Source organism: Microbacterium sp. 10L49 (assembly GCF_056395125.1).
This window is the reverse complement of the sequence record NZ_JBFTIW010000003.1, coordinates 12,450-39,093: the sequence shown is the minus strand read 5'-3', so window position 1 is coordinate 39,093 and position 26,644 is coordinate 12,450. Positions and strand designations below refer to the sequence as shown.

Sequence of the window (26,644 nt, the reverse complement as noted above, 5' to 3'; positions counted from 1 at the left end):
TCCGTCAGAACGCTCGTGACCGCACCTCAGAACGTGTGACGGCCGTCAGAACGCGGGGACCTCGTCGTCGAGGCGGCGCGGCGCCCGGTGCGCCTTGACGTCGCCGAGCGCCCCGCGCAGCGTCGCCGAGCGGTCGTCGATCACATGCGCATAACCGAGCCGGGCCGCCTCCGAGCGACGCTGGGACGCCTGGGTGACCGGGCGCACCTCGCCGGCCAGGCTCAGCTCGCCGACCGCCGCGAGCGTGCGCGGCACGGCGTTCTCCGTGAGGGATCCGGCCACCGCGATCGCGATCGCCAGGTCTGCTGCGGGCTCGATGAAACGCACTCCGCCGACCGTGGAGACGTACACGTCCTTGTCGCTGGTCTTGATGCCGGCCCGGCGTTCGAGCACCGCGAGCACCATCGCCACGCGTGACGAATCGAGACCGTTCACGACGCGTCGGGGATTCGGGGCCTGCGTGGGGATGGTGAGAGCCTGCACCTCGACCGGCATCGCACGCCGGCCCTCCAGCGCGATCGCGACGCACGTGCCCGGCTCAGGGCGACCGCGGGAGAGGAACAGGCTCGACGGATCCGGCACCTCGGCGATCCCGGATCCGGTCATCTCGAAGCAGCCGACCTCGTCGGTCGGGCCGAACCGGTTCTTCAGCGCCCGGATGAACCGCAGTGAGGTCTGCCGATCGCCCTCGAAGTGGCAGACGACGTCGACGAGGTGCTCGAGCATGCGGGGGCCGGCGACCGACCCGTCCTTGGTGACGTGCCCGACGATGACGATCGGGAGATCCCGCTCCTTCGCCACCCGGATGAGGGCCGACGCGACCTCGCGCACCTGCGCGGGCTGGCCCGCGGCGCCGTCGGAGAGGGCGGAGGCGACGGTCTGCACCGAGTCGACGATCACGAGCTCGGGGGACACCTCGTCGATGTGGCCGAGGATCGTGCCGAGATCCGTCTCGGCCGCGAGATACAGCTCGTCGTGGAGGGCACCGGTGCGCTCGGCGCGCAGCCGGACCTGGGCCGTGGACTCCTCGCCGCTCGCGTAGAGCACCCGCCGGCCGGCGCGGGCGGCCGCGGCGGCCACCTCGAGCAGCAGCGTGGACTTGCCGACCCCGGGCTCGCCGCTCAGCAGGATCGCCGCCCCGGGCACGATGCCGCCGCCGAGCACGCGGTCGAACTCGGCGACCCCGCTCGAACGCCGCGGCGACTCCTGCGACGTGAGCGAGGTGATGGGGCGCGCTCGCCGAGCGGCCGCGGGGGTCGTGGCCTCGACCCGGCGCACGATGCCGGTCTGCGCGGCCTGCTCGGTCACGGTGCCCCACTGCTGGCACTCGCCGCACCGGCCCACCCACTTCGCGGTCGTCCATCCGCACTCGGTGCAGACGTACGCGGGTGCGGTGGGTTTCCGGGAGGCCATGCAGCAAGGCTAGCCGGGGGTGCAGACAGTGCCCGCCGTCTCGAGCCGCCGCCCTCCCAGGGGCGGCACCGGTAGCCTCGAACCACACACCGACTCGATCGCCTTGAGGGAGCGCGCATGAGCCACGGCACCACCTTCCGCACGGTCGAGGAGCAGCAGGAACGGGTGCTCGCCGCCGTGCGTCCCCGCCTTGCCGAGACGGTCGCCGTCGACCGGGCGGGCGGGTCCACGCTCGCCGTCGACGCCACGGCGGTGAACCCGGTGCCCGTGTTCGACAACTCCGCGATGGACGGCTTCGCCGTGCGCTTCGCCGATGTCGCGGGCGCCTCGGAGGACATGCCCGTCACGCTGCAGGTCACGGCGGATCTGCCGGCCGGGAGCCCCGAGGATCCGCCTCTCGCCCCGGGCTGCGCCGTGCGCATCATGACCGGATCCGCGCTGCCCACCGAGGCCGACACGATCGTGCCCTTCGAGGACACCGCCGGCGGGCTCGCGGACTCGCTGCAGACCGCCGTCGTGCAGCGCGCTCCGCGCGCGGAAGGCGCGCACGTGCGGCGAGCCGGGAGCGATGCTGCGGCGGGAGCGATGGTGCTGCCCGCCGGTACGCTGCTCGGGCCTCGCCAGCTGTCGGCGCTCGCGTCGGTCGGTATCGCCGAGGTGCAGGTCGCGCCGCGTCCGCGCGTGGCCGTGGTGTCGACCGGATCCGAGCTGGTGCCGCCTGGGACGCCGCTGCAGCGCGGGCAGATCCCCGAGTCGAATGGAGTGCTGCTGGCCGGTCTCGCCGCCCAGGCCGGGGCGGAGATCGTGCTGCGCGAGGTCGTCGGCGACGAGGGCGACGGGCCCGCCGAGGCGGCCGCCCGGGCCGCAGCGCTCGGCGCAGATGTCGTCATCTTCTCCGGCGGGGTGAGCGCTGGGGCGTACGAGGCCGTGCGACTGAGCATGGGCGAGGCGATGGAGTTCGTCGCCGTGGCGATGCAGCCCGGCAAGCCGCAGGCGTTCGGAGTGACCGCCGAGGGCATGCTGCTGTTCGGGCTGCCGGGCAACCCCGTCAGCGCCGCGGTGTCGTTCGAGACCTTCGTGCGCCCGGCGCTGTTGCGGTTGCAGGGTCGGGATGAGGTCCTCCGTCCTGTGCGGCGCATCCCGGCGGGCGCTGCCTGGCGCACTCCGCCGGGGCGGCGCCAGTACCTGCCCGCCGTGATCGTCGATGGCACGGTCGTGCCGGCGGCGCGCGGCGGGTCCGGCTCGCACCTCACCGTCGGTCTTGGCGGCGCGACGGCCTATGCCGTGGTGCCGGCCGAGGTGTCGGAGGTGGAGATCGGCGACCTCGTCGACGTGCTGGAGCTGGACTGAGCGCCATGTCGGCGCCCGGCTCCGACTCGACGCCCCTCGGTGCGGTCGTGCTCGTGGGCGGTCGCGCCCGGCGCATGGGCGGTGCGGCCAAGCACCTGCTCGAGCTCGGCGGTTCCACGCCGTGGGACCGCACGCTCGCCGCGCTGGCGGCGCACGGGATCTCTCCGATCATCGCGGTGGGGTCCGCGCCCGCCGACGGCCGGCTGACGGATGCCGCGGTGGGGCCTGCGCCCGCCGACGGCCGGCCGGCGGATGCCGCGGCCGTGCCCGTCGTCACGTGGGTGCGCGAGGATCCGCCGTTCGGAGGCCCCGTCGCGGCGCTCGCCGCGGCACTGTCCCGCCCCGAGCTCGACGACGCAGCGGAGTTCCTGCTCCTCGCGGGAGATCTCGCGCACCCCGAGGCCGTCGTCGCCCGCCTGGCGGAAAAGAACCCCGTGGTCACGGACCCCGCCGAAACCGAGGCCGAAACCGAGGCTTCGCTGGTCGCGGATTGCGGTTCTGAGCCTCGCAGAGCCGCAATCTGCGACCAGCGAGCAGAAGGGCAGCGCGCGCACGTCCCGCGTCCGACCGACGCCGTCGTGTTCCGGGCCGGCGAGCACCCGCAGTGGCTCGCCGGGCGGTACCGCGTCGCCGCCGTGCGTGCCGCGCTCGCCGCGTTCGGCGGGGTGGATGGCGCCTCCTGCCGCGCCGTGCTCGGCGGTCTTCCGATCCGGTGGCTCGCGGACGAGGATGGGATCACGGCCGACATCGACACCCCCGCCGACCTCGAACGCGCTCGCGCCGACGCCGCCGGATCCGCCGCACGATCAGAGGAGCCCTGATGACCCCGAACGACCGCACCCTCCCGCCGGAGGCGCTCGACGAGTGGGCGGCCGAGCTGCGCGAGCGGTTCAACCTCGCCGAAGAGGACCTGCCGATCGCCCTGATCCTCGACCTCGCCCGTGACGTCGCGAACGGCGTCGCCCGCCCGGCCGCCCCGTTCAGCGCGTTCGTCGCCGGCCTCGTGGCCGGCCGCGCGGGCGGAAGCCCCGGTGATGTGCGCGCCGTGGTCGCCGTCATCTCCGAACTCGCCCTCGCCCACCGCGCTGACTGACCTCGGGCGACTCCGGGCCGGATCCGGTGGACTGAGCGCCGAGCCGGGCGACCCCGGGCCGGATCCGGTGGACTGAGCGCCGGAGCCGGATCCGGGATTCGTATGGTCCTGATCCGAACCTCCTATCGCGCGCGGCATTATTCACGGCCGAAGTCCCCATGTCCGGCCGGAGCCGATGCGAGTATGGAGCCATGGCCAGCGCCGGGCCCGTCTGCGGGCCGATCTCCAGCTATTCGCGCGTGCGGATCCTGCACCTGCTCTTTGAAGCAGGCAGCTCGCAGGCGCGTCCGCATCGCACGATCGGCGAGCTGTGCGAGGCCACCGCGCTGCACCCCAACACCGTGCGTGAGCACCTGCAACGCCTGATCGAGGGCGGCTACGTCGTGCCGACCACCGAGCACCGCACGACGCGCGGGCGCCCGCGCGTGCTCTACAGCGCGGTCACGGGCGCGCCCGAGGCCTCCAGCCCGGTCGCCAAGCAGAAGGCCGACGACGCCGCACGCCGCGGTGACCTGCTGCGCCGCGTGCTGCAGACCGGCCCCTCCATGCTCGGCGAGCAGGCGGTGTATCAGCTCGACGCGCTCGTCGAGCACCTCGAGGAGAGCGGCTTCGAACCCGTCATCGACGAGGACAGCCTCACCGTCGAACTCACCCCGTGCCCGCACGCCGCCGCCCGGCCGGAGCACCGCCCGGTGCTCTGCCAGGTGCACCTCGGCCTCATGCAGGGCGTGCTCGCCCAGGCCGGCGGGCCGCTGACGGCGCGCTGCGTGCGCTCGGCGACGCGGCCGGAGGAGTGCACGGTCGAACTGGATCGCACCGGGCTCGGCCACCCTGATGCCGGGAATGCCGGGAACAGGTCGAGAGGCACGGCAGAATTCGACCTCAGAGCAGGATCCGCGAACACAGGAGGCCCCGCGCATGGATTGGCTTGATCCGCTCGTCCTGTCCCGTTGGCAGTTCGGACTGACGACCGTCTACCACTACCTGTTCGTGCCGCTCACGATCGGCATGGCCACCGTCACCGCGATCTTCCAGACCGCGTGGGTGCGCACCGGCAGGATCGAGTACCTGCACCTGACCCGGTTCTTCGCGAAGATCTTCCTCATCAACTTCGCCATGGGCGTGGTGACCGGGATCGTCCAGGAGTTCCAGTTCGGCATGAACTGGTCGGACTACTCCCGCTTCGTCGGTGACGTGTTCGGCGCCCCGCTCGCGTTCGAGGGACTGCTCGCGTTCTTCCTCGAGGCGACCTTCATCGGGCTGTGGATCTTCGGCTGGGACAAGCTGCCGAAGAAGGTGCACCTTGCCACCATCTGGGGCGTCGCGATCGGCACGATCCTCTCGGCGTACTTCATCATCGCCGCGAACGCGTTCATGCAGAACCCGGTCGGGTACACCTTCAACGAGGCCGCCAACCGCGCCGAGCTCACCGACTTCTGGGCGCTGCTGACCAATAAGGTCGCGCTCGCCGCGTTCCCGCACACGATCTTCGGCGCGTTCATGCTCGCCACCGGCGTCGTGATCTCGGTCTCCGCCTGGCACCTGTCCCGCGGGCAGCATGTCGACACCATGCGGAAGTCGCTCAAGTTCGGACTCTGGGGGATCCTCGTCGCCACGGCCGGAGTGCTCCTCTCCGGCGATCAGCTGGGACTCGCGATGGTGAGCACCCAGCCGATGAAGATGGCCGCGGCCGAGGCGATGTTCAATTCGAGCTGCGGAGCCGATGCCTCGTTCTCGCTGTTCTCGATCGGTACGCCCGATGGCACGGGCGAGATCTGGTCCCTGCGCGTGCCGTATCTGCTCGCGTTCCTGTCGACGCACGACCTGAACGGCTGCGTGGAGGGGATCAACGACCTGAACGCGCAGTACGCGCACGAGTTCGCCGCGACGGGGCTCACCGAGTTCAACCCGGTGCTGTGGATCACGTACTGGGCGTTCCGCTGGATGATCGGCCTCGGCATGCTGCACGCGTTCGTCGCGCTGGTGGGCCTGTGGATCACCCGCAAGAACGCCAAGCGCGAGCCCGCGCAGTGGATGTGGAAGATCGCAATCTACTCGTTCCCGCTGTCGCTGGGTGCGAACATCGTCGGCTGGGTCTTCACCGAGATGGGCCGGCAGCCCTGGATCGTGTTCAGCCTGATGACGACGAAGAACGGCGTCTCGCCCGGGGTGAGCGGCGTCGAAGTGCTCATCTCGCTCATCTCCTTCACCGCGATCTACGCCGCGCTCGCGGTCGTGGAGGTCGGACTCATCGTCCGCGCCGCCAAGAAGGGGCCCGACACCACCGAGAAGCACGACGAGGACGCTCCCGTCCCGTCGGTCGTGTACTGAGGAAGGAGACGGACATGGATCTCGCCACGCTCTGGTTCTGGATCGTCGCCCTGTTCTTCGTGGGCTACTTCGTGCTCGACGGCTTCGACTTCGGCGTCGGGATGTCGCTGCCCTTCCTCGGCAAAGACGGTGACGACGTCTCGCGTCGTCAGGTGATCAACACGATCGGCCCGGTCTGGGATCTCAACGAGACCTGGGTGATCGTCGCCGGCGCCTGCCTGTTCGCGTCGTTCCCCGAGTGGTACGCGTCCCTGTTCAGCGGCTTCTACCTGCCGCTGCTGCTGATCCTGCTGGCGCTCATCCTGCGCGGGGTGTCGTTCGAGTACCGGCACCAGCGCGATGATGTGCGCTGGAAGCGTCGCTTCGACACCATGATCGTGATCGGATCCGCTGTCCCCGCGCTGCTGTGGGGCGTCGCGTTCGGCAACATCGTGCAGGGCGTGGCGCTGGATGAGAAGCACGTCTTCCGCGGATCGGTGTTCGACCTGCTGAACCCGTACGGGCTGCTCGTGGGCGTCACCACGCTGCTGCTGTTCTTCCTGCACGGACTGTACTTCGTGGCGCTCAAGACCGACGGCGTCGTGCACGAGCGGGCCCGCCGCGTGGCGCGCCTGGCTGCGCTGCCGACAATCCTCGTCGCGGCCGGGACCGTGGTGTGGACGATCGTCATCGCGGCGGGTCGCCCGTCCCTGCTTTGGGCCGTGATCGCGCTCGGCGCCGTGGCCGCGGTGTTCCTCATCGTGTCGGTGGTCTTCTCGCTGCGGGGTCGTGACGGCTGGGCCTTCGCGGCCGGGGTCGTCACGATCCTCACCGCCGTGCTCATGCTGTTCTCCGCGCTGTTCCCGAACGTGCTGCCCTCCACGATCGACGCCGCGAACTCGCTCACGATCCAGAACGCGTCCAGCACGCCGTACACGCTGCAGATCATGAGCTGGACCGCGCTCGTGGCGATGCCGCTCGTCCTCGCCTACCAGGCGTGGACCTACTGGGTGTTCCGCAAGCGGGTGCGCCGGTCGACGATCGAGGCCGCCCCCGCGCACGCATGAGCCCCCTGTCGTCCCGGCGCCGACCCGCGACGTCGCCATTTGCAGGACACGGTGACGGGTGCGCGATCAGAAGTGCGGATCCGTCCTGCATCCGCGCTCGGGTGCTGCATCCGTCGCGCGTGTTCGCGGAGCGGATCCGATGAAGCCGATCGATCCGCGGCTGCTGCGGTGGGCGCCCGCCGCGCGGACCTACCTCGCGGTCTCGGCGGGCATCGCGCTCCTGCAGACCGCGGTCACGATCGCGTTCGCGGGGCTGCTCGCCGCGGGGATCACGGACGTGGCCGGCGGGCGCTCGCCTCTCGGCCACGTGCCGTGGCTCGCGCTCGTGGTGCTCGCGCGCGCGGTGCTGCTGTGGGTGTCGGAGGCGTGGGGCGCCCGCGCCGCCGCGCAGGCCGGGCGCGAACTGCGGGCGGCGCTGCTCGATGCGATCTCCCGGCGAGGGCCGGCCTGGCTCGGCACGCGCAACCGCGCCGCGCTCGCGGTGACAGCGGGGCACGGTCTCGACGCGCTGGATCCCTACTTCTCCCGGTACATCCCGCAGCTCGTGCTCACCGCGATCGCGACGCCGATCATCGTCGCCGTGATGTGGTGGCAGGACTGGCCGAGCGGTCTCGCGGCGCTCGTCACGCTGCCGCTCATCCCGCTGTTCCTCATCCTCATCGGCATCGCCACCCGCGGCGTGCAGCGCAGGCAGCTGCGGGTGCTGCACACACTCGCGGCGCGCTTCGCCGACACCGTGCAGGGCCTCGCCACGCTGCGCCTGTTCGGCCGGGAACGCCGCGCGGCGGCCCGGATGCGCGAGACCGCTGACCAGTACCGCCGCGAGACCATGCGCGTGCTGCGGTATTCGTTCCTTTCCGGCTTCGCGCTGGAGCTGCTGTCGTCGCTCGCGGTGGCGATCATCGCGGTCTCGGTGGGGCTGCGGCTGCTGGGCGGCGAGCTGAGCCTCGGTGTCGGACTGTTCGTGCTGCTGCTCGCGCCCGAGGCGTTCCTGCCGCTGCGCCAGGTCGGCGTGCAGTTCCACGCGGCCGCCGAGGGCGTCGCCGCGACCGAGGACGTCTTCGAGGTGCTCGAGGCGGATCCGGCGGCCCCATCCGGCGTTCGAAGCGCGCACTTTGCTGCAGACCGGCCCGGAATACAGCCATCTGCGCGCTGTGAAACGGAAGCGGCGGTCCGGCTGGTCGTCGATGGGGTCGCGGTGCGGCACGGAGCGCACGTACTCGCGCCGGTCTCCTTCACCGCGGAGCCGGGCACCGTGACGCTCCTCGAAGGACGCAGCGGATCCGGCAAGTCGAGCCTGCTTGCGGCGCTGCGCGGCGCTGCGGCGTACGACGGGACCGTCGTTGTCGAGGCCGCGGCGGTGCACGACGGCGCGGGTGTGCTGGTGCGCGACGGCGGGTTCACGCTCGACGGCGCAGCGGATCCGGATCCGACCAGGTGGCTCGCCTGGGCCGGCCAGCGCCCCGGGCTCATCCGCGGCACGATCGCCGCGAACGTCGCGCTCGGCGACTCCGTCCCCGACCTCGCGCGCGTGCGGTCGGCGCTCGCCGACGCCGCGGCGTCGGACCTGGATCCGGTGCAGGAGCTCGGCGTGCAGGGCGCCGGGCTCTCCGGTGGCCAGGCGCAACGCGTCGCCGTGGCCCGTGCGCTGTACCGGCTCGGATCCGGTGCGCGCGTGCTGGCCCTCGACGAGCCGTCGAGCGCCCTCGACGCCGTGACCGAGCAGCGGCTGTGGGCTGCGCTGCGTCGTGCCGCCGACGACGGGGCGACGGTGCTGCTGGTCTCGCACCGGGAGTCGGCCCGCGCCATCGCCGACCAGGTGGTGCGGATCGGCGACGACCCCGCGGCCGCACACGCCGGCTCGATCGACCCGGCTGATGCACCCGTCGCCGACTCCACCAATGCTCAGGTCGCACTTTCTGCTCTTCCGCACCCCCGGGAACAGCAGAAAGTGCGACCTGAGCAGGGTGGCGTGGCCACATCCGTCGACGGCGCGGCCGCATCCGGCATGGGCGCGCCCGAGCCGCCAGCGCCCGAGTCGGCAGCGCTCGAGGCGACCGCGCACGCCGCGGCCGCGTCGACAACGTCCGCGGCGGATCCGGATCCGATCCCGGATCTCCCGGCCTCCGTCGGGGGGATCCTCCGCCTCGCCATGCCCCGGACGCGACGGTTCCTGCCCGCGATCCTCGCCGGGATCGTGTCGGCCGCGGCCGCGGTCGGCCTGCTGCTCGTGAGCGGGTGGCTCATCGTCACCGCGTCGCTCGTCGACAACCTCGTGCCGCTCTCGGTCGCGATCGTCGGGGTGCGGTTCTTCGCCGTGACCCGCGCCGTCACCCGGTATCTGGAGCGCCTCGTCGGACACGACGCCGCGCTCGGCCGCCTCGCGGACCTGCGGGCGGCCGTCGTGCGCCGACTCACCCCGCTGGCCCCCGCGGGACTCGGATCCACCGACCGTGGCTCTGTGCTCGCCGCGCTCGTCGACGACGTGGAGAACCTGCAGAACCTGCCCCTGCGCGTCGTGCAGCCGCTGCTGACCGGAGGCGTCGTCGCCCTCGTCTCGATCGGCGTCCTCGCCGCCATCGCCCCCGCGGCGGCCCTCGCGCTCGCGGTCTGCCTGGTCATCGCCGTCGCGGGAGCGGTCGTGCTCGGCGGCATCGCCGGAGGCCGGGCCGAACGCGCGCTCAGCCGCGACAGGGCGGAGCTCGCCGCAGCCCTGGTCGACGAGCTCACCGCCCTCGACGTGCTCCAGGCCTACGGGGCTGAAGCCATCGCGCGCGATCGGATCCGCGCCGCCGACGACGCGCTGCGGCGCGCGACCACCCGGGCCGCGGTCGCGCAGGCGCTGTCCTCGGCGGTCGTGTCACTGGCGGCGGGCGCCGCCTCGAGCTGGGCGCTCGCGGTTGCGGCGCCGGGGCAGCCCGGAGGCGCGGTCGACGCGCCCTGGTTCGCGGTCGCCGTGCTGCTGCCCATGGCGGTGTTCGACGTGTTCTCGGCCGTGCCGCAGGCCGCCTCGGCGTGGCGCGGTGTGCGTGCCGGTGCGGAGCGGATCCATGCGCTGCTGCCCGCGACGCTGCCCGCCGAGGTGCGCGGCGACGAGGGCGAGGGGCGCCTCGACAATGGTGCGCTGCGCCTGCGCGGCGTGACCGCGTCGTGGCCGGGTGCCGGGGCGTCGACCCTGCGCGACCTCGATCTCGATGTCGCGCCGGGGGAGCGCATCCTCGTCACCGGATCCAGCGGCGCCGGCAAATCCACGCTCGCCGCCGTGCTGGTCGGCTTCCTGCGCTTCGGCGGCTCGTATCGCATCGGTGGAGCGGACGCGGGCCGGGTAGCGGGCCCGGAGCTGCGCCGCCACGTCGGACTGTGCGAGCAGGATCCGATGCTCTTCGACGAGGACATCCGGCAGAACCTGCTGTTCGCCCGTGAGGCCGCGACCGATGCCGAGCTGATCGCCGTGCTCGACCGGGTCGGCCTCGGCGCCTGGGTGCGGGAACGCGGCGGGCTCGACGCGCGGGTGGGGGAGCACGGCGCCCTCGTGTCCGGCGGGCAGGCGCAGCGCATCGCGCTGGCGCGGGCGATCCTGCGCGGATTCGGAGTGCTCGTGCTCGACGAGCCCACAGCCGGGGTGGATCCCGACGCATCCGATGCGCTGCTGCGCGACCTGCTGGGCGCCGCCGGATCCCAGACCGTCGTGCTCATCTCGCACGTGGAGCCGCCGGCCGGCACGATCGACCGTGCGGTCCGGCTCGACGCGGGACGGATCCTGCCCGTCGGCTCCTGAGCCTTCGGGGTCCGGCCGCCCCGCGCCGAGCGCGGAGAGCGCGGGAAGTGCGGGATCAGGCGGCGATCCCCGGGACCTCCTCGAGGCGGCGGTACACGGGGATCCCCCGACCCTCCGCGATCGCGACGTCCTGATCTGCTCCACGGGATTCGCCGGGCAGGCGCAGCACCGCATCGCAGTGCTGCAGCAGTCGCTCCGCGGTCGGATACATCACCTCGGCGGCGAGCGGGTCGCCCGGGCCGGTCGCGCCGGCACTGGACAGCACGGGGAGGGCGACCCACTCGCCGATCATCGGGATGTGCCCGGCGCGGAAGATCGGCCAGGCCGCCTCCTCGAGCCGGGTGAGGTTCTGCGCCATGAGTGCGGGGTCGCCGCCGGTGCCCGACGCATAGGGGCCGGCGATGAGGATCATGAGTGGCTTCGTCATATCGGGTACAATACAGCAGAAACGTGCATAAACATGAAGGAGTCGGAATGCTGGCTGCCGCGCGCAAGGAGATGCTGCTCGAGCGACTGCACCGTGACGGCCGGATCGTTGCGAAGGACGTCGCCGCCGAACTGGGTCTGTCGGAGGACAGCATCCGCCGCGATCTGCGCGAGCTCGACGCGGCGGGCCTCGCCGTGCGGGTCTACGGCGGGGCGCTCCCGGCCTCGCCCGCGGTGGTCGACTACGGGCGGCGCGCCGTCGTGGCCCCCGACAGCAAGGCCAGGGTCGCGGCGACGGCAGCCGCCCTCATCGGCCCGGGAATGACGGTGATCCTCGACGGTGGCACCACGACGCTCGCGATGGTCGCCGAGATCCCGACCGCGCTGCCGTGCACGATCATCACGCACAGTCCCACGATCGCCGCTGCGCTGCTCGACCATGCCGCGGACGTGTTCCTCATCGGCGGGCAGCTGTTCAAGCACTCCGCCGTGGCCTGCGGGGCGGCGGCCGTCGAAGCCGCGCAGCGGATCAGCGCCGATCTCTTCTTCCTCGGCGTCACCGGCGTGCATCCGACGGCAGGCCTCACCACGGGGGATGCGGACGAAGCGGCGATGAAGCGCGCCCTCGCCTCACGGGCCGCGGAAACGTACGTGCTGGCGAGTGAGGACAAGATCGGGACGGCGTCGCGGTACGGGGTGCTGTCGCTCGACGAGATCGCCGGCGTGGTGGCGGACGCGGATCCGGCGGATCCGACCCTCCGAGATCTCGCCGCCGCAGGGGTCCGGCTCATCGCAGCGGGCTGACGCGGTTACGGGTCCCTGAGGCGGGATCCGGGCAGGAGCAACTCGAGCGTCGCGGGAGGCTCCGGGCTGTGCGCAACGAAACCGTGCAGAACCGTCGATGGTGATCGTCCTACGCTTTCAGGCATGACGAACCCACGCGGAGCGCTGCTGGTCGGCAGCGTGAACTACGACGACGCCGAGACCACGATGCGCACCGCCGCCGGGATCCTCGGGCCGCAGCTTCGGCGCATTCCGGACGGCGAGGTCGGAATCCGGTTCCACTGGATCATGTTCCAGCCTGACGTGCTGGGCCAGGCGGAGGGCATCGAACGCGTGGGCGCCGAGCGGATCCCGTTCGGCGCGGGGCTCGACGCACGGCCGCTGCGCATCAGCGACGGTGTCGACGCGGCCGCGATCGTGCTGCCTCCGCTCGGCTATGCGGCTGCGGCGCTCGCTTCGTACGAAGTCTTCCGCCGACTGCGCGAGGAGGGCGCGATCGCCCAGGGCGTGCGCTTCCAGGTGTCGCTGCCCACGCCGCTCGCCGTGATCTCGTCCTTCTTCTCCGGCGAGGACCGGGTCGCGATCGAGCCGGTCTACACCACGGCGATCCGTCGCGAGCTCGCCGAGATCCTCGCCGCGATCCCGCATGAGGATCTCGCGATCCAGTGGGACGTGGCCAGCGAGATGGGCATCATCGAGCGCGCCGCCGGTTACGGCAAGGTCATGGAGGCGTGGTGGCCCGGCGACCCGTTCGACGGGCTCGTCCAGCGGCTGGCAGCCCTCGTCGACGCCGTGCCGGCCGAGGTCGAGGCCGGCGTGCACCTCTGCTACGGCGACGCCGCCGAGAAGCACTTCTTCGAGCCCGCCGACGCGGCGAACCTGGTCCGCTACGCGAACGCCATCGCGGCGGCAGCCGGCCGCCCGCTCACCTGGCTGCATCTGCCGGTGCCGATCGAGCGTGACGACGACGCGTACTTCGCCCCGCTCGACGGGCTGGCCGTGGGGGAGAGTACCGAGCTGTACCTCGGCCTCGTGCACCGCGAGGACGGCGCCGAGGGTGCTCGGCGCCGCATCGCGGCGGCTGCCGCGTACGCCCCCTCGTTCGGGGTGGCGACCGAGTGCGGCATCGGCCGCGCCCCGGCGGGATCCACCGAGGGCATCCTGCGCACGCACGCCGAGGTCGCCGAGGGCTGGTGACGACTGGTGGGGCCGGAACGCGCTCGACCGGCTCCGCTCGATTCGCGCTCGATCCCGGTGTCGCGTATGCTTTTCCGCGGTGACGTGTCCGAGCGGCCGAAGGTGCAACTCTCGAAAAGTTGTGTAGGGTAACCCCCTACCGTGGGTTCAAATCCCACCGTCACCGCCAAGAAAACCCCCGAGAGATCGGGGGTTTTCGTCTACCCTGGGGGTGTCTGTTTTCCCGATGGAGGGCAGGAGGTGGCGCTCTGATGGCGACGTTCGTGCTGATCCATGGCGCCGGCGATGTCGGATGGCATTTCCATCTGGTCGCGGCGGAACTCCGCGCCAGAGGCCACGATGTCGTCGCGCCCGACCTGCCCGCCGATGACGAGTCCCTGAGGCTCACCGACTATGCCGACGCCGTGGTCGAAGCAGTGGGGGACCGCCGCGACCTGGTGGTCGTCGGCCACTCCTTCGGCGCCTTCACGGCGCCGCTGGTCGCCGAGCGCGTGCCCGTCGACGTGCTGGTGCTGCTCGCCGGCATGGTCCCGGCACCGGGGGAGCCGCCGGAGTGGTGGTGGGAAGACCTCGGGTACGAATCCGCCGTTGCGGAGCAGGCAGAACGCGACGGCGGGCTGACCGGGAGCGCCGATCCGTTCGCGGCCTTCTATCACGACGTTCCCCGGGAGCTGGCGGCCGAGGCCCTCAGCCGCGAACGGGCGCACCCATCGAGCACAGCGTTGGCCGAGCCATGGCCGATGGCGGCCTGGCCCGAGGTTCCCACCCGCTTCGTGCTGTGCCGGCAGGATCGCGTGCTGCCTCCGGACTTCCTCCGCGGGGTGGTCCGCGAACGTCTGGGCATCGAGCCGGAGGAGATCGACGGCAGTCACTGCGTCGCGTTGAGCCGGCCAGCCGCGCTCGCCGATGTGCTGGAGCGGTGCGCGATGAACCCCGCAGCGCCGTCCTGACGCAAGAAGATCCAGGAATCCAGCGGTCCCGGTGAACGTGCCGTGTCCTCGATATCTCGGTGCGGTCACGATCGCGCCGGATCCGCCGACCTGGTCCGAACCTATGCATCAGCTCGGAATAGGGTGGAAGGCAATCATGGCTGTCGCGCCCGTTCCGGACCGGCAGCCACATCTATGGAGAGACCGGAGAGCTCAACATGAACAAGGCAACCCTGACCCGCATCGGCGGCCTCGCCGCAGCGATCGCCCTCACCGCCACCATGACCGCCTGCTCGGGCGGCCAGAGTGTGGCCGACGCGTGCAAGATCGCCAACACGGAGATGACCAAGGCCACCTCGAGTGTCTCGAGCGACGTCAGCTCGGCCATGCAGAAGGCCACCACCGGTGAGAAGGTCGACTTCGCCGAGATCTTCGCCCCCGTGCAGAAGGGGCTCGAGGAGGCCGGCAAGAAGGTCACCAACGAGACCGTGAAGGCGCCGCTCACGGCCTTCGCGACCGAGTTCAACGGCTTCGTCAAGGTCTTCGACGGTTTCGAGATGCCCGACATGAAGAACATCGACGCCACCGACCCGGCCGCGATGGACAAGCTCAAGGAGGCGCAGACCAAGGTCGAGGAGATCTCCACCAAGGCCCAGGACGCCAGCGCCAAGCTCACCGAGCAGGGCAAGAAGCTGCAGGAGATCTGCAACAAGGGCTGATCGCTCTTTCCTGCGCACGCGGACCGCGACCGCGCAACGAGGGCGCCACCGGGGACATTCCGGGTGGCGCCCTTCGTGCGTCAGCGGCGTCCTTGTGCAGGAACTCCTCCGCTGCTCGGCCCGACCTTTCGCTGCCGGATCCTGCCCTCCGCAGGCATGTGACCTCGCCCCGGTATATCGGCGGAGGATCTTCCTCTTTCAGGCGATTCTCTTCCCTTGCATAGGACTTTCACGGTAATCCTGGTTTTTGTGCGCCTGACCGGTGCACGACATCCGCATCGCCGCGGGAACCCCTGAGGCGACGCCTGGAGGGAGAAGCAATGTCAGAGAGAAGCGCTCGCACGCGACGACGTGTGACGGCGACGACGTCAGCGTTCGTGTTGGCGGCGGCCGGGGTGGCGACCTTCGGGGCCGGCCCCGCAGTCGCGGCGCCGTCGAGCACGCAGCCATCCAGCACGGTGACCTCTGCGAGCACCGGTTCCGCAGGGACCGATGCGAAGAGCGGCACCGCCGATCACTACATCAACTACGTGGCGCCCCGCGCCGAAGCGTTCACGGACGCGTCCGATGACGAGGCGGTCGCCGACACGAACGGCAACACGAGCGCCCGCAAGGCGATCGGCGCCGCGGCGTTCGAGCGCGCCAAGGAGAACGACCAGAAGCACGCGCAGGGCAACCCCGTGGCGGCCAAGCAGCTGGCGATCACCGAGGCGAAGGCCGTGAAGACCGGGAAGAGCCCGAAGAACCTGAAGCAGTCCAAGACCACGCAGCAGGCGAAGCTCCTCACGATCCTGGTCGAGTTCGACGGCACGGAGGACTTCTCGAACCTGCAGGTCCCGACGTCCTTCGGTGCGACCGACTGCAAGCCGGGCGATGTGCAGGGCCCGACCCTGCACAACAACATCCCGGACCCCGCCACCGCGGCGCAGCCCGACAACAACACGATGTGGATGCCCGACTTCTCGAGCGACTTTTACAACAAGATGCTCTTCTCGAAGCAGGGCGTCACCGAGCGCGTGCGCACCGACCTGACGGGTCTGGACGGCAAGCCCGGCTTCGACATCTCCGGCAACACCATGAAGAACATGTACGAGGAGATGTCCCGCGGCGCGTACACCCTCACCGGTGAGGCCACCGCGTGGGTGAAGGTGCCGCACTCCGAGGCGTACTACGGAGCCACGGTCTGCCACCTCAACCCCGAGACCGGCGCCTACGAGGCCGGCCCCATGCAGGACATGCAGGGCCACCCCGACAACCCGCTCGGCGCGGGCCAGCTGCCGATCGACGCCGTGGCGGCGCTCGCACAGTCCGACCCCTCCTTCCCGTGGTCCGACTACGACATCGAAGACCAGGGCGACCGCGACGGCGACGGCAACGTCAACGAGCCCGACGGCATCATCGACCACGTCGTGCTCGTGCACGCCGGTGAGGACAAGTCCGGCGGCGGCGGCAAGGAGGGCACCTACGCGATCTGGGCGCACTCGTCCGACGTCGCGGGCGGTGCCACCATCCCCGGAACCGACTTCAAGATCCAGAACTACATCGTGCAGCCGGAGAACTCCGGCGTCGGCGTGTTCGCTCACGAGTACGGTCACGACCTGGGTCTGCCCGATCTCTACGACACCACGAACGCCGGCAACTCCGACGTCGACTTCTGGGATCTGATGAGCTCCGGCTCTCACTCCGGCCCCATCTTCCAGTCGCAGCCGACCCACATGGGCATCTGGGACAAGTGGGTGCTCGGCTGGGCGGATCCGAAGGTCGTGAACCCGGGCGACGGCACCCAGACGATCAAGGTCGGTCAGACCTCACGTCCGAAGAAGGGCACCGAAGACGGCATCAAGGTCAACCTGCCGGACAAGACAATCGTGCTCGCCGAGCCGCACAGTGGATCCGAGATGTGGTACTCCAACGCCGATCAGAGCTGGGCGGACGCGACCCTGACCCGCTCGATCGACAACGTGCCGGCCGGCGCGACCTTCTCGATGTGGAACAACTACGTCATCGAGGAGGACTGGGACTACGGCTTCGTCGAGGTCTCGACCGACGGCGGATCCACGTGGACCGAGCAGAAGGTCTACGACGAGTCCGGCGCCCTGGTGTCGACCGACGACGGCTACAGCGACCCGAACGGCCGCATGTCCGACTTCGGCGGCAAGAAGTACGGTCTGACCGGATCCACGGACGGCTGGCGTCACGACCACGTCGACCTGTCGGCGTACGCGGGGCAGAACATCCAGATCCGCCTGCGTCAGGCGACGGACGCGGCGTTCCAGGAGCGCGGCTGGTTCTCGGACGACTTCGCCCTGACCGCCGGCGGCGCCGACGTCTGGACCGACGACGTCGAGTCCGGCGATAACGGCTGGACCGCGGTCGACGGCACCTTCACCGACAGCACCGGCGCAGGCTGGGCCCGTGACACCGGCACCCAGATCAAGGCGCAGTACTACCTGGTCGAGTGGCGCAACTTCGATGGGTTCGACAACGGCCTGAAGTACGGCTACACCACTGTGTACAGCGCTGACGGCTGGAAGGTCGAGAAGGTCCCGTACAACGCGCCGGGTGCGCTGATCTGGTACCGCGACACCACCTACGGCACGTCGAACCAGGTCGTCGCCAACCAGACGAGCCTGCCGAGCTACGGCGCCAAGGGCGGCCTGCTGCTCGTGGACAGCCACTTCGACCCGCTGCGCCGCACGGGTGCGGAGGCTGCTCTGGATCCGTCGGTGCTGAAGAACATCTCCAGCCGTGCGCAGTCGTCCAACGCCGCGTTCGGGCTCACGCCGACCCTGCCGTTCAAGGACTGCCTGGTCGACGCGAACTATCAGAACGAGGCCTGCACCGACATCCCGGCGCAGCCCGCGGTGAGCACCTTCACCGATGACAAGGGCTGGGTGGCCGGCCTGGAGGTCCGCAACGGTCAGTTGTTCAACCGCATGCGCGACGCCTCTGTGGTCGTCCCGTCCGTCGGCAACGCGCCGTACAGCACGCGCGTCGTCAACCCCGACGGCACCCCCGCGACGGACCTCTACGGTCTGGACCTCGGGTTCACCACCCTCGGCACCGGCAACCCCGCCGATGCCGGCGTGGGCTACGGCACCGTGATCTCGGTGAAGAAGTCCATGCAGGACAACACGGCAGCACTCATCTCGGTGACCGCGCCCCGCAAGGGCTGAGCCGAATCGGAGCGCCGGTCCCGAGTTGCTCGGGGCCGGCGCTTCGGCGTTGCGCGGCGCCGCCGCTCCGCGATGATCGCCCGACGGGAGTCCTGCGCAAGCGGCCACGCGACGTGAGGATCCCGTGAGCGCGGACGCGCCACGCCGCGTGAGGATTCCGTGAGGAGCGCCGGGTGGCGCGGGAATCGGGCTCTAGGCTTCGTCTGTGAACAGCCAGGCCGTCATCGACCAGAAGGCGCCCGTCGCCCGACGGAGCCCGCTCCGCCTCGCCCTCGTCATCGGTGCCCTGGGCGTCGTCTTCGGCGACATCGGCACGAGCCCGATCTACGCCCTGCAGACCGTGTTCAACCCCGAGGATCCGCACCCGATCCCGCTCACGACGGAGAATCTGTACGGGGTCGTCTCGCTCATCGTGTGGTCCGTGATCCTGATCGTCACGATCACGTACGTGCTGCTCGCGATGCGGATGGACAACGACGGCGAAGGCGGCATCATGGCGCTGCTGACGCTGCTCCGGCGCTGGGCGCCGAAGGGACGCACGCGCACGGTGGCGATCCTGTCGGGTCTGGCCGTGCTGGGCGCCGCGCTGTTCCTCGGCGACAGCATGATCACTCCCGCCATCTCGGTGCTCTCCGCCGTCGAGGGTCTGAAGACCATCAATCCGGGCCTGGACGAGTGGATCGTCCCGATCACCGCCACTATCCTGCTGGTGCTGTTCCTCATCCAGAAGCTCGGCAGCTCCGTGGTCGGCCGGTTGTTCGGACCGATCATGGCGGTCTGGTTCGTCGTCATCGGCGTGCTGGGGATCGGCGGGATCCTGCACGACCCGCAGATCCTGCTGGCTCTGCTGCCGACCTATGCGGTCCAGTTCATGGTGGGACACTTCGACATCGCGTTCTTCGCACTCGCCGCCGTGGTGCTGTCGGTCACCGGCGCCGAGGCGCTCTACGCCGACATGGGCCACTTCGGCCGCAAGCCGATCTCGTTCGCGTGGCTGTTCCTGGTCTTCCCTGCCCTGGCGCTCACCTACCTCGGCCAGGGCGCACTGCTGTTGGAGGACAAGGCGAACATGTCGGCGCCGTTCTTCCTGCTCGCACCCGAATGGGGCCGGATCGCGCTCGTGGTCCTGTCCACCGTGGCGACGGTGATCGCCTCGCAGGCGGTGATCTCCGGCGCGTTCTCCGTCGCCGCGCAGGCCTCGGGGCTCGGCTATCTCCCGCGGTTGCGTGTGACGCACACCTCATCCGAGACCCACGGGCAGATCTATGTGCCGTGGATCAACTGGCTGCTGATGGTGTCGGTGATCACCCTGGTGTTCGTGTTCCGCACGTCGGCCTCGCTCGCGTTCGCCTATGGGATGGCGGTCATCGGCACGATCACGATCACGACGCTGCTGTTCTTCTACCTGGCGCGCCGGCGGTGGAAGACCCCGCCCTGGATCCTCGTGATCGGCGCCGTCGTGCTGCTCTCGGTCGACCTGCTGTTCTTCGCCGCCAACGCCACCAAGTTCACGCACGGCGCCTGGCTGCCGCTCGCGATCGGCCTCGCCGCGTTCACCGTCATGACGACCTGGCAGCGCGGGCGCGCCCTCATCACCGCGCGCCGCACGGAGGCGGAGGGGTCGCTCGCCGACTTCGTGAGCAACCTGCGCACACACCCGAAGCTCATCGACCGGGTGCCGGGGACGGCGATCTTCCTCAACCCGGGCGGATCCACGACGCCGCTCGCGCTGCGCGCCAACGTCGAGCACAACCACGTGCGCCACGCCCGCGTGATCATCTTGTCCGTCGACATCCAGAACGTCCCGCGCGTGCCGCAGACCAAACGCTGCACGGTCGACGACCTCGGGGATCCGACGGACGGCATCCTGTACATCTCGGCAAGGTTCGGCTACGCCGAGAATCCGGATCTGCCCCGTGCGCTGCGCAGCATCCCGCCGCACAAGACGCAGGGCTGGCTGGATCTGGACAACGCCACGTACTTCCTGTCGAAGATCGAGTTGCGCGAGGGACGGCGCGGCGGCATGGCGCGGTGGCGCAAGCGGCTCTTCCTCGCGGCCTCGCACATCACGACCGATGCGAGCGACCACTTCGGCCTGCCGCGCGACCGCGTGATCGTGATGGGGTCGCAGATCGAGCTGTAGGTCTGCAGGTCCTGGCGCCGAGGCTGTTCGGTGGTCGCATATTGCGGCCATCCGCACCGCGAAGCCGCAATACGCGACCAGTGAACCGAATGGCGCGGTGAGACGGCCGGCTGCCTGCCCGCGCTCCGCGCCGGCGGCGGCAACACGGGAGGCGCGCATCCGACCGTCATCGCCTCGCGCATAATGAGTCTGACCGATCTGAAGGAGGTGCGCGTGGCTGTGGAGAGCGAGCCGCCTCGCGCCCTGAACATCCGCGACGTCGCCCGCGAGGCCGGCGTCTCGTACCAGACCGTGTCGCGAGTGCTGAACGGCAGTGACCGGATCCGCGAGAAGACGCGCGAGCATGTGCAATCGGTGATCGACCGGCTCGGCTACCGGCCGAATCCGGTCGCGAGGGCGCTGTCGACCAATCGCTCCCGCACGATCGGCGTGCTCACGGCGCACAGTGCGCTGTACGGACCTGCGACGGCGATCACCGCGATCGAGTTCGCCGCGCGCGACGCCGGCTACCGGCTCTCCATCGCGAATCTGCGCTCCAGCGAGCCGGGGGTCGTGCGCGCCAGCATCGACGATCTGCTCAGTCACGCCGTCGAGGCGATCATCGTCATCGCTCCGCAGCAGGAGGTGCTGAGCGAGGTCGGTGGGATGAGCGTGGACGTGCCGATCATGGCCCTTGGCCCGAGCGGCGAGCGCCACTCGATGGCGATGGACCAGATCGCGGGCGCGAGGGCCGCTGTCGCGCATCTCGCGGACCTCGGGCACGAGTACATCGTCCACCTCGCCGGCCCGCAGAACTGGACCGAGGCCGAGGCGCGCATGGCCGGCTATCTGCGCGAGCTCGACGCGCGCGATCTGCGCGTGCGCGCCCCGCTGCTGGGGGACTGGACCGCGCAGTTCGGCTACGAGGCGGGCCTGAGCCTGCTGCGCATGCCCGACTTCACCGCGGTCTTCGCCGGGAACGACTCGATGGCCCTCGGCTTCCTGCACGCCTGCCGCGAACGCGGCGTCAGGGTGCCGGAGGACATCAGCCTCGTCGGATTCGACGACATCCCCGAGGCGGCGCACTTCTTCCCGCCGCTCACCACGGTGCGGCAGGACTTCGTCGAACTCGGTCGCAGGACGATCCGGATGCTGCTGGCTCAGCTGGGCGGCGATGACCTGGTGCAGGAACCCCTGGTCCCGGGCCTGATCGTGCGCGCCTCCACGGCAGCTCCCCGCGCCCTCTGAAGGCGGTCGGGGCGCCTCGCGTTCCCTTGGATCGGCGGGCGCATCACGCCGACTTCGGTCAAAGGCTTGACAAATGTGACCGGTTCGCCAGAAGATCACTCGTGCGGGTGTGATCGGTCACAGCCGCGGCGACGATGAGGTCGGATTCCGAACTTCCTCGCCGTCCCGAGCGCATGAGGTCGGCGGCCACCGGCCCCGTGCGAACAGCACCACGAACCGACGTCCGCAGTGATGCGGTCGTCACCCCGACCCACGCCCTCGTTCGCGAGGTGCAGGTCGCGACCGGGCGGTCCGATCGTTCCATCGGCGCGCTCTCTGCTGTCCTGAGCGCGCCATGGCGGCCGCTCGACGAAAGGAATCACATGAAGTTCAAGAGACTGGTCATCGGCGTCGCAGCCGCCGCGACCATCGCCCTCAGCCTGACCGCGTGCGCGGGAACCCGTGGCGGCGGCGGATCCTCCACCGCGGAGCCCGGCGCCAACAAGGGCGCACTCGTGGGCGTCGCGATGCCGACGAAGACGTCGACCCGATGGATCCACGACGGCGACGCCGTCAAGGAGGGGCTGGAGAAGCTCGGCTACAAGGTCGACCTCGAGTACGCGGACGACGACATCCCCACCCAGGTGCAGCAGATCTCCAACATGCTCACCAAGGGCGCGAAAGTCCTGATCATCGCCTCCGTCGACGGCACGGCGCTGTCCAGCCAGCTCGACCAGGCCGCGTCCAAGGGCGTCAAGGTCATCGCCTACGACCGGCTGATCAACGGCAACAAGAACGTCGACTACTACACGACCTTCGACAACTACAAGGTCGGCGTGCAGCAGGCCACCAGCCTCCTCGAGGGCCTCGGCGTGCTGGACAAGAGCGGCAAGGACACCGGTGCCGCGGGACCGTTCAACATCGAGCTGTTCGCCGGAAGCCCGGACGACAACAACGCCACGTTCTTCTTCAACGGCGCGATGGACACCCTCAAGCCGTACCTCGACAAGGGCGTCGTCAAGGTCGGCAGCGGCCAGACGGGCTTCACTCAGGTCGCGACGCAGGGCTGGCAGGCCGACGTCGCCAAGAAGCGCATGCAGGACCTCATCGCCTCGACCTACTCGAACGGCCAGACCGTGAACGGCGTGCTCTCGCCCTACGACGGCCTCTCCATCGGCATCATCTCCGCCCTCACCGGCGCCGGCTACGCGACCGACAAGCTCCCGATCATCACCGGTCAGGACGCAGAGATCCCGTCCGTGAAGTCGATCATCGCGGGTCAGCAGTACTCGACCATCTACAAGGACACCCGCAAGCTCGCGGGCGAGGCCGTGAAGATGGCCGATGACGTGCTGAACGGCAAGACCCCCGAGGTCAACGACACGAAGTCCTACAACAACAAGACCAAGGTCGTGCCGACGTTCCTGTTCGAGCCGATCGTGGTCACGAAGGACAACTACAAGGAAGCCGTCATCGACACGGGTTACTACACCGAGGACCAGCTCAAGTAGGCATCGGCTCCACAGGGGTGGCTGCGGACGCTCCCGCAGCCACCCCCCTCTGACGAAAGGAGAGCGAGATGAGCGACAACATCCTCGAGATGCGCGGGATCACGAAGACGTTCCCGGGCGTGAAGGCTCTGCAGGACGTGTCGATCACCGTGCAGCGCGGCCACGTCCATGCGATCTGCGGTGAGAACGGGGCCGGCAAGTCCACCCTCATGAAGGTGCTCTCAGGCGTCTATCCGCACGGATCCTACGACGGCGAGATCCTCCTGGACGGCGAACCCGTCGCGTTCAAGAGCATCAACGAATCCGAGCACGCGGGCGTCGTGATCATCCATCAGGAGCTGGCGCTGAGCCCGTACCTGTCGATCGCGGAGAACATCTTCCTCGGCAACGAGCGGCAGTCCGGCGGCTGGATCGATTGGAACACCACCAACCAGGAGGCCGCGAAGCTGCTGGCGAGCGTAGGCCTCAAGGAGAACCCGGCGACGAAGATCGCCGACATCGGCGTGGGCAAGCAGCAGCTCGTCGAGATCGCGAAGGCGCTCTCCAAGAGCGTGCGGCTGCTGATCCTGGACGAGCCGACCGCCGCGCTCAACGACGACGACTCGGCGCACATGCTCGAGCTCATCACGCACCTGCGTGACGAGGGCATCACCTCGATCATCATCAGTCACAAGCTCAACGAGATCCGCGCGATCGCCGACGAGGTCACCGTCATCCGCGACGGGCGCAACATCGAGACCCTCGAGATGCGCACCGACGACGTGAGCGAGGACCGGATCATCCGCGGCATGGTCGGCCGGGATCTCGCGAGTCGTTTCCCCGACCGCACCCCCAAGATCGGCGACGAGCTGCTGCGGATCGAGGACTGGACGGTGCACCACCCGCTGGATCACGAGCGCAAGGTCGTCGACGGAGCGAATCTCTTCGTCCGCGAGGGCGAGATCGTCGGCATCGCCGGGATCATGGGGGCCGGACGCACCGAGCTCGCGATGAGCGTGTTCGGCCGCAGTTACGGTGTGAACATCTCCGGCCGCGTCTACAAGCGCGGATCCGAGATCTCCACCAAGACCGTGTCGGACGCGATCGACCATGGGCTCGCCTACGCGACCGAGGACCGGAAGCGGTTCGGGCTGAACCTCATCGACGACGTCGAGCGGAACATTACGATCGCCGCCCTCGACCGGATCGCGAAAGTCGGCTGGGTCAACGAGAGCCGCGAGCGGATCGTCGCGGAGTCGTACCGCAAGAGCATGAACATCAAGACCAGCTCTGTCGAGGCGGTCGTCGGCAAGCTCTCCGGCGGCAACCAGCAGAAGGTCGTGCTCTCGAAATGGATGAACACGTCTCCCGACGTGCTGATCCTCGACGAGCCCACGCGGGGCATCGATGTGGGCGCGAAGTACGAGATCTACGGCATCATCAACAAGCTCGCGAGTGAGGGCAAAGGCGTCATCGTCATATCCAGCGAGCTTCCCGAACTGATCGGTCTCTGCGACCGCATCTACACCCTCGCCGAGGGGCGCATCACCGCGGACGTGCCGCGGGCCGAGGCCACGGCGGAGAACCTCATGCGATTCATGACCCAGGAGAAGGAGGTGGGCTCCGCATGAGCGGCTCATCCATCACCCCCCAGACGAGCACGCTGCGCAGCGCGTTCGACTTCCTCACCGGCCAGCTGCGGCAGATCGGCCTGTTCATCGCGCTGATCGTGATCGTGCTGTTCTTCCAGATCACCACGGGCGGCATCACGCTCGCGCCGATCAATGTGTCGAATCTGATCATCCAGAACAGCTACATCCTGATCCTCGCGATCGGCATGGTGATGGTGATCATCGCCGGGCACATCGACCTGTCGGTGGGATCCGTCGTCGCCTTCATCGGCGCCGCCGCCGGGGTGCTGATCACCAAGATGGGCGTGCCGTGGCCGGTCGCCGTCGTGCTGTGCCTGGTGCTGGGCGCGCTGATCGGCGCCTGGCAGGGCTTCTGGATCGCGTACTTCAAGATCCCGGCGTTCATCGTGACTCTGGCAGGCATGCTCACGTTCCGCGGCCTGACCGAGATCACCCTGCAGAACACCGCGATCTCGCCGTTCCCGGACGGCTTCCGCGCGATCGGCGCGGGCTTCCTGCCCGACCTCGGCGGCGGCCAGACGATCGTCGAGCCGCTGACGATCATCCTCGCGGTGCTCGTCGTGCTCGGGATGATCGGCTTCGGGATCCGCGGTCGGATGACCCGGCGCAAGTTCGCGGTCGAGGACGAGCCGCTGTGGTGGTTCATCGCCAAGCTCGCCTTCACGAGCCTGCTCATCGCGCTCGTCGCCTACCTGCTCGCGAGCTACAACGGCACCCCGATCGCGCTGGTGATCCTCGGCGTGCTGACCGTGGTCTACTCCGCGATCATGGCCCGCAGCGTCTGGGGCCGGCACATCTACGCGATCGGCGGCAACCCGCTCGCGGCGAGCCTGTCGGGCGTGAAGACCCCGCGCGTGACGTTCACTCTGTTCATCAACATGGGCGTGCTGTCCGCGCTGGCGGGCCTCGTGTTCACGTCGCAGCTGAACCTCGCGAGCCCCCGCAACGGCGACGGGTTCGAGCTCGATGCCATCGCGGCCGTGTTCATCGGCGGCGCGGCCGTCACCGGCGGCATCGGCAAGATCACCGGTGCGATTATCGGCGGTCTGATCATCGGCATCCTGAACAACGGCATGTCGATCCTCGGCGTCGGCACGGAGTACCAGGCGCTCATCAAGGGCCTTGTGCTGCTCGCCGCCGTCGCGTTCGACGTCTTCAACAAGCGCCGCTCCGGGCGCTGACACGGATCCGTCTCGGGCTCCGGCCGCTTCGTGCGGTCGGAGCCCTTGACGGTCCGCGTACCCGCTACGTTCGTCGTATGACGCTCGGCCAGGCACTGCTCTCGTTCGCGCTCGTCGTAGGGCTGCTCACGATCATCCCCGGTCTGGACACGGCGCTCGTGATCCGGGGCACGGTGACCCGCGGCCGCCCCTATGGGTTCGCCGCCCTGCTCGGGATCCAGGTCGGCACTCTGATCTGGGGTGCCGCTGCGGCCACCGGGGCGGCGGCGCTGCTGGCGGCGAGCGAGGTCGGATATCGGGTGCTGTCGTACGCCGGCGCGGCATACCTCGTCTATCTCGGCGCGACGATGATCGCCAAGACGTTCCGCCGGGGCGCGGATCCGTCGGCGGGGGCCGCGGCCCCTTCGTGCCGGGGCGCGCGGAGCGGCTTCCTGCTCGGGCTCGTCACGAACATCACGAACCCGAAGGTCGGGGTGTTCTACATGGCGACCATCCCGCAGTTCGTTCCGGCGGGGCAGTCCCCGCTCCTGGTGGGTCTGCTCCTCGCACTCGTGCACTGCGTCCTCGGCACCGTCTGGCTGGGCGCGATCATCCTGGGAGCGAACCAGCTCGCGCCGCGCCTGCGCTCCACCCGGGTGATCCGCTGGATGGACCGGATCACCGGCGGAGTCCTGATGCTGTTCGGCGCGCGCCTCGCTCTCGACGTGCGCTGACCGTCGGCCGCGAAGGCC

Annotated in this window: 20 protein-coding genes, 1 tRNA gene and 1 pseudogene; 20 read left to right on the top strand and 2 right to left on the bottom strand. The window is 69.7% G+C overall.

Annotated features, from left to right (window positions below; translation table 11 throughout):
• Positions 1-45 precede the first annotated feature (45 nt).
• The gene (gene radA, locus AC1DCT_RS08165; RefSeq protein ID WP_477428487.1) at positions 46-1,413 is read right to left on the bottom strand and encodes a DNA repair protein RadA; all 1,368 of its coding nucleotides are present in this window, start codon (positions 1,411-1,413) and stop codon (positions 46-48) included.
• Between the two features lie 117 nt (positions 1,414-1,530).
• Here radA and AC1DCT_RS08160 point away from each other — a divergent pair, with 117 nt between their 5' ends.
• The 8 genes and pseudogenes from AC1DCT_RS08160 (at position 1,531) to cydC (ending at position 11,011) form a co-directional block, all read left to right on the top strand.
• Positions 1,531-2,763 carry a molybdopterin molybdotransferase MoeA gene (locus tag AC1DCT_RS08160; RefSeq protein ID WP_477231155.1) on the top strand — a complete coding sequence of 411 codons (1,233 nt, stop codon included), beginning with the start codon at positions 1,531-1,533 and terminating at the stop codon, positions 2,761-2,763.
• A gap of 5 nt (positions 2,764-2,768) precedes the next feature.
• Positions 2,769-3,584 (top strand): molybdenum cofactor guanylyltransferase, encoded by an 816-nt coding sequence (mobA, locus tag AC1DCT_RS08155; RefSeq protein ID WP_477428485.1) that lies wholly within the window; start codon positions 2,769-2,771, stop codon positions 3,582-3,584.
• Positions 3,584-3,856, top strand: coding sequence for a DUF6457 domain-containing protein (locus AC1DCT_RS08150; RefSeq protein ID WP_477428484.1), 273 nt, complete (start codon positions 3,584-3,586; stop codon positions 3,854-3,856). The genes mobA and AC1DCT_RS08150 overlap by 1 nt, the downstream gene beginning before the upstream one ends.
• Positions 3,857-4,047: 191 nt before the next feature.
• Positions 4,048-4,788, top strand: a complete 741-nt coding sequence (locus tag AC1DCT_RS08145; protein WP_477428482.1) for a helix-turn-helix transcriptional regulator — start codon at positions 4,048-4,050, stop codon at positions 4,786-4,788.
• Positions 4,775-6,187 (top strand): cytochrome ubiquinol oxidase subunit I, encoded by a 1,413-nt coding sequence (locus tag AC1DCT_RS08140; RefSeq protein WP_477428480.1) that lies wholly within the window; start codon positions 4,775-4,777, stop codon positions 6,185-6,187. Before AC1DCT_RS08145 ends, AC1DCT_RS08140 begins: the two co-directional genes overlap by 14 nt.
• Before the next feature lie 14 nt (positions 6,188-6,201).
• Positions 6,202-7,233: a cytochrome d ubiquinol oxidase subunit II gene (gene cydB / locus AC1DCT_RS08135; protein ID WP_477231159.1), complete on the top strand. Its 1,032-nt coding sequence runs from the start codon at positions 6,202-6,204 to the stop codon at positions 7,231-7,233.
• A gap of 139 nt (positions 7,234-7,372) precedes the next feature.
• A pseudogene (gene cydD, locus AC1DCT_RS08130) lies at positions 7,373-9,049 on the top strand (thiol reductant ABC exporter subunit CydD); the annotation flags it as partial.
• Positions 9,050-9,340: 291 nt separating this feature from the next.
• Positions 9,341-11,011, top strand: coding sequence for a thiol reductant ABC exporter subunit CydC (gene cydC, locus AC1DCT_RS08125; protein ID WP_477429633.1), 1,671 nt, complete (start codon positions 9,341-9,343; stop codon positions 11,009-11,011).
• A 55-nt stretch (positions 11,012-11,066) separates the two neighbouring features.
• Here the strand turns inward: cydC and AC1DCT_RS08120 are convergent, their stop codons facing one another.
• Positions 11,067-11,438: a DUF4406 domain-containing protein gene (locus AC1DCT_RS08120; RefSeq protein ID WP_477428478.1), complete on the bottom strand. Its 372-nt coding sequence runs from the start codon at positions 11,436-11,438 to the stop codon at positions 11,067-11,069.
• Between the two features lie 47 nt (positions 11,439-11,485).
• Between AC1DCT_RS08120 and AC1DCT_RS08115 the strand changes: the two genes are divergently transcribed.
• From AC1DCT_RS08115 to AC1DCT_RS08060, 12 genes are all read left to right on the top strand, one after another.
• Complete coding sequence (locus AC1DCT_RS08115) at positions 11,486-12,241, top strand: DeoR/GlpR family DNA-binding transcription regulator (RefSeq protein WP_441976812.1); 756 nt, start codon at positions 11,486-11,488, stop codon at positions 12,239-12,241.
• A 123-nt stretch (positions 12,242-12,364) separates the two neighbouring features.
• On the top strand, positions 12,365-13,417 hold the full coding sequence (locus AC1DCT_RS08110) for a hypothetical protein (RefSeq protein ID WP_477428476.1): 1,053 nt from the start codon (positions 12,365-12,367) through the stop codon (positions 13,415-13,417).
• A 78-nt stretch (positions 13,418-13,495) separates the two neighbouring features.
• Positions 13,496-13,586 (top strand) — tRNA-Ser (locus tag AC1DCT_RS08105).
• Between the two features lie 82 nt (positions 13,587-13,668).
• Positions 13,669-14,367 (top strand): alpha/beta fold hydrolase, encoded by a 699-nt coding sequence (locus AC1DCT_RS08100; RefSeq protein WP_477231162.1) that lies wholly within the window; start codon positions 13,669-13,671, stop codon positions 14,365-14,367.
• Between the two features lie 197 nt (positions 14,368-14,564).
• Entirely contained in the window at positions 14,565-15,065 is a 501-nt protein-coding gene (locus tag AC1DCT_RS08095) for a hypothetical protein (protein ID WP_477231163.1), read from the top strand.
• A gap of 320 nt (positions 15,066-15,385) precedes the next feature.
• Entirely contained in the window at positions 15,386-18,241 is a 2,856-nt protein-coding gene (locus AC1DCT_RS08090) for an immune inhibitor A domain-containing protein (protein ID WP_477428474.1), read from the top strand.
• A 205-nt stretch (positions 18,242-18,446) separates the two neighbouring features.
• Entirely contained in the window at positions 18,447-20,384 is a 1,938-nt protein-coding gene (locus AC1DCT_RS08085) for a potassium transporter Kup (protein WP_477428472.1), read from the top strand.
• A gap of 183 nt (positions 20,385-20,567) precedes the next feature.
• Positions 20,568-21,611, top strand: coding sequence for a LacI family DNA-binding transcriptional regulator (locus AC1DCT_RS08080; protein WP_477428471.1), 1,044 nt, complete (start codon positions 20,568-20,570; stop codon positions 21,609-21,611).
• Positions 21,612-21,973: 362 nt separating this feature from the next.
• Positions 21,974-23,101, top strand: coding sequence for a multiple monosaccharide ABC transporter substrate-binding protein (gene chvE / locus AC1DCT_RS08075; RefSeq protein ID WP_440734117.1), 1,128 nt, complete (start codon positions 21,974-21,976; stop codon positions 23,099-23,101).
• A gap of 68 nt (positions 23,102-23,169) precedes the next feature.
• On the top strand, positions 23,170-24,711 hold the full coding sequence (gene mmsA / locus AC1DCT_RS08070) for a multiple monosaccharide ABC transporter ATP-binding protein (RefSeq protein WP_477428469.1): 1,542 nt from the start codon (positions 23,170-23,172) through the stop codon (positions 24,709-24,711).
• Positions 24,708-25,913 carry a multiple monosaccharide ABC transporter permease gene (mmsB, locus tag AC1DCT_RS08065; protein WP_477428467.1) on the top strand — a complete coding sequence of 402 codons (1,206 nt, stop codon included), beginning with the start codon at positions 24,708-24,710 and terminating at the stop codon, positions 25,911-25,913. Before mmsA ends, mmsB begins: the two co-directional genes overlap by 4 nt.
• Positions 25,914-25,990: 77 nt before the next feature.
• Positions 25,991-26,626 carry a LysE family translocator gene (locus AC1DCT_RS08060; RefSeq protein ID WP_477428465.1) on the top strand — a complete coding sequence of 212 codons (636 nt, stop codon included), beginning with the start codon at positions 25,991-25,993 and terminating at the stop codon, positions 26,624-26,626.
• Positions 26,627-26,644: the final 18 nt, after the last annotated feature.

Coding starts and splice junctions, on each gene's coding strand:
- radA (WP_477428487.1), bottom strand. CDS start 1,413: ATGGCCTCCCGGAAACCCACCGCACCCGCGTACGTCTGCACCGAGTGC.
- AC1DCT_RS08160 (WP_477231155.1), top strand. CDS start 1,531: ATGAGCCACGGCACCACCTTCCGCACGGTCGAGGAGCAGCAGGAACGG.
- mobA (WP_477428485.1), top strand. CDS start 2,769: ATGTCGGCGCCCGGCTCCGACTCGACGCCCCTCGGTGCGGTCGTGCTC.
- AC1DCT_RS08150 (WP_477428484.1), top strand. CDS start 3,584: ATGACCCCGAACGACCGCACCCTCCCGCCGGAGGCGCTCGACGAGTGG.
- AC1DCT_RS08145 (WP_477428482.1), top strand. CDS start 4,048: ATGGCCAGCGCCGGGCCCGTCTGCGGGCCGATCTCCAGCTATTCGCGC.
- AC1DCT_RS08140 (WP_477428480.1), top strand. CDS start 4,775: ATGGATTGGCTTGATCCGCTCGTCCTGTCCCGTTGGCAGTTCGGACTG.
- cydB (WP_477231159.1), top strand. CDS start 6,202: ATGGATCTCGCCACGCTCTGGTTCTGGATCGTCGCCCTGTTCTTCGTG.
- AC1DCT_RS08120 (WP_477428478.1), bottom strand. CDS start 11,438: ATGACGAAGCCACTCATGATCCTCATCGCCGGCCCCTATGCGTCGGGC.
- AC1DCT_RS08115 (WP_441976812.1), top strand. CDS start 11,486: ATGCTGGCTGCCGCGCGCAAGGAGATGCTGCTCGAGCGACTGCACCGT.
- AC1DCT_RS08110 (WP_477428476.1), top strand. CDS start 12,365: ATGACGAACCCACGCGGAGCGCTGCTGGTCGGCAGCGTGAACTACGAC.
- AC1DCT_RS08100 (WP_477231162.1), top strand. CDS start 13,669: ATGGCGACGTTCGTGCTGATCCATGGCGCCGGCGATGTCGGATGGCAT.
- AC1DCT_RS08095 (WP_477231163.1), top strand. CDS start 14,565: ATGAACAAGGCAACCCTGACCCGCATCGGCGGCCTCGCCGCAGCGATC.
- AC1DCT_RS08090 (WP_477428474.1), top strand. CDS start 15,386: ATGTCAGAGAGAAGCGCTCGCACGCGACGACGTGTGACGGCGACGACG.
- AC1DCT_RS08080 (WP_477428471.1), top strand. CDS start 20,568: ATGAGTCTGACCGATCTGAAGGAGGTGCGCGTGGCTGTGGAGAGCGAG.
- chvE (WP_440734117.1), top strand. CDS start 21,974: ATGAAGTTCAAGAGACTGGTCATCGGCGTCGCAGCCGCCGCGACCATC.
- mmsA (WP_477428469.1), top strand. CDS start 23,170: ATGAGCGACAACATCCTCGAGATGCGCGGGATCACGAAGACGTTCCCG.
- mmsB (WP_477428467.1), top strand. CDS start 24,708: ATGAGCGGCTCATCCATCACCCCCCAGACGAGCACGCTGCGCAGCGCG.
- AC1DCT_RS08060 (WP_477428465.1), top strand. CDS start 25,991: ATGACGCTCGGCCAGGCACTGCTCTCGTTCGCGCTCGTCGTAGGGCTG.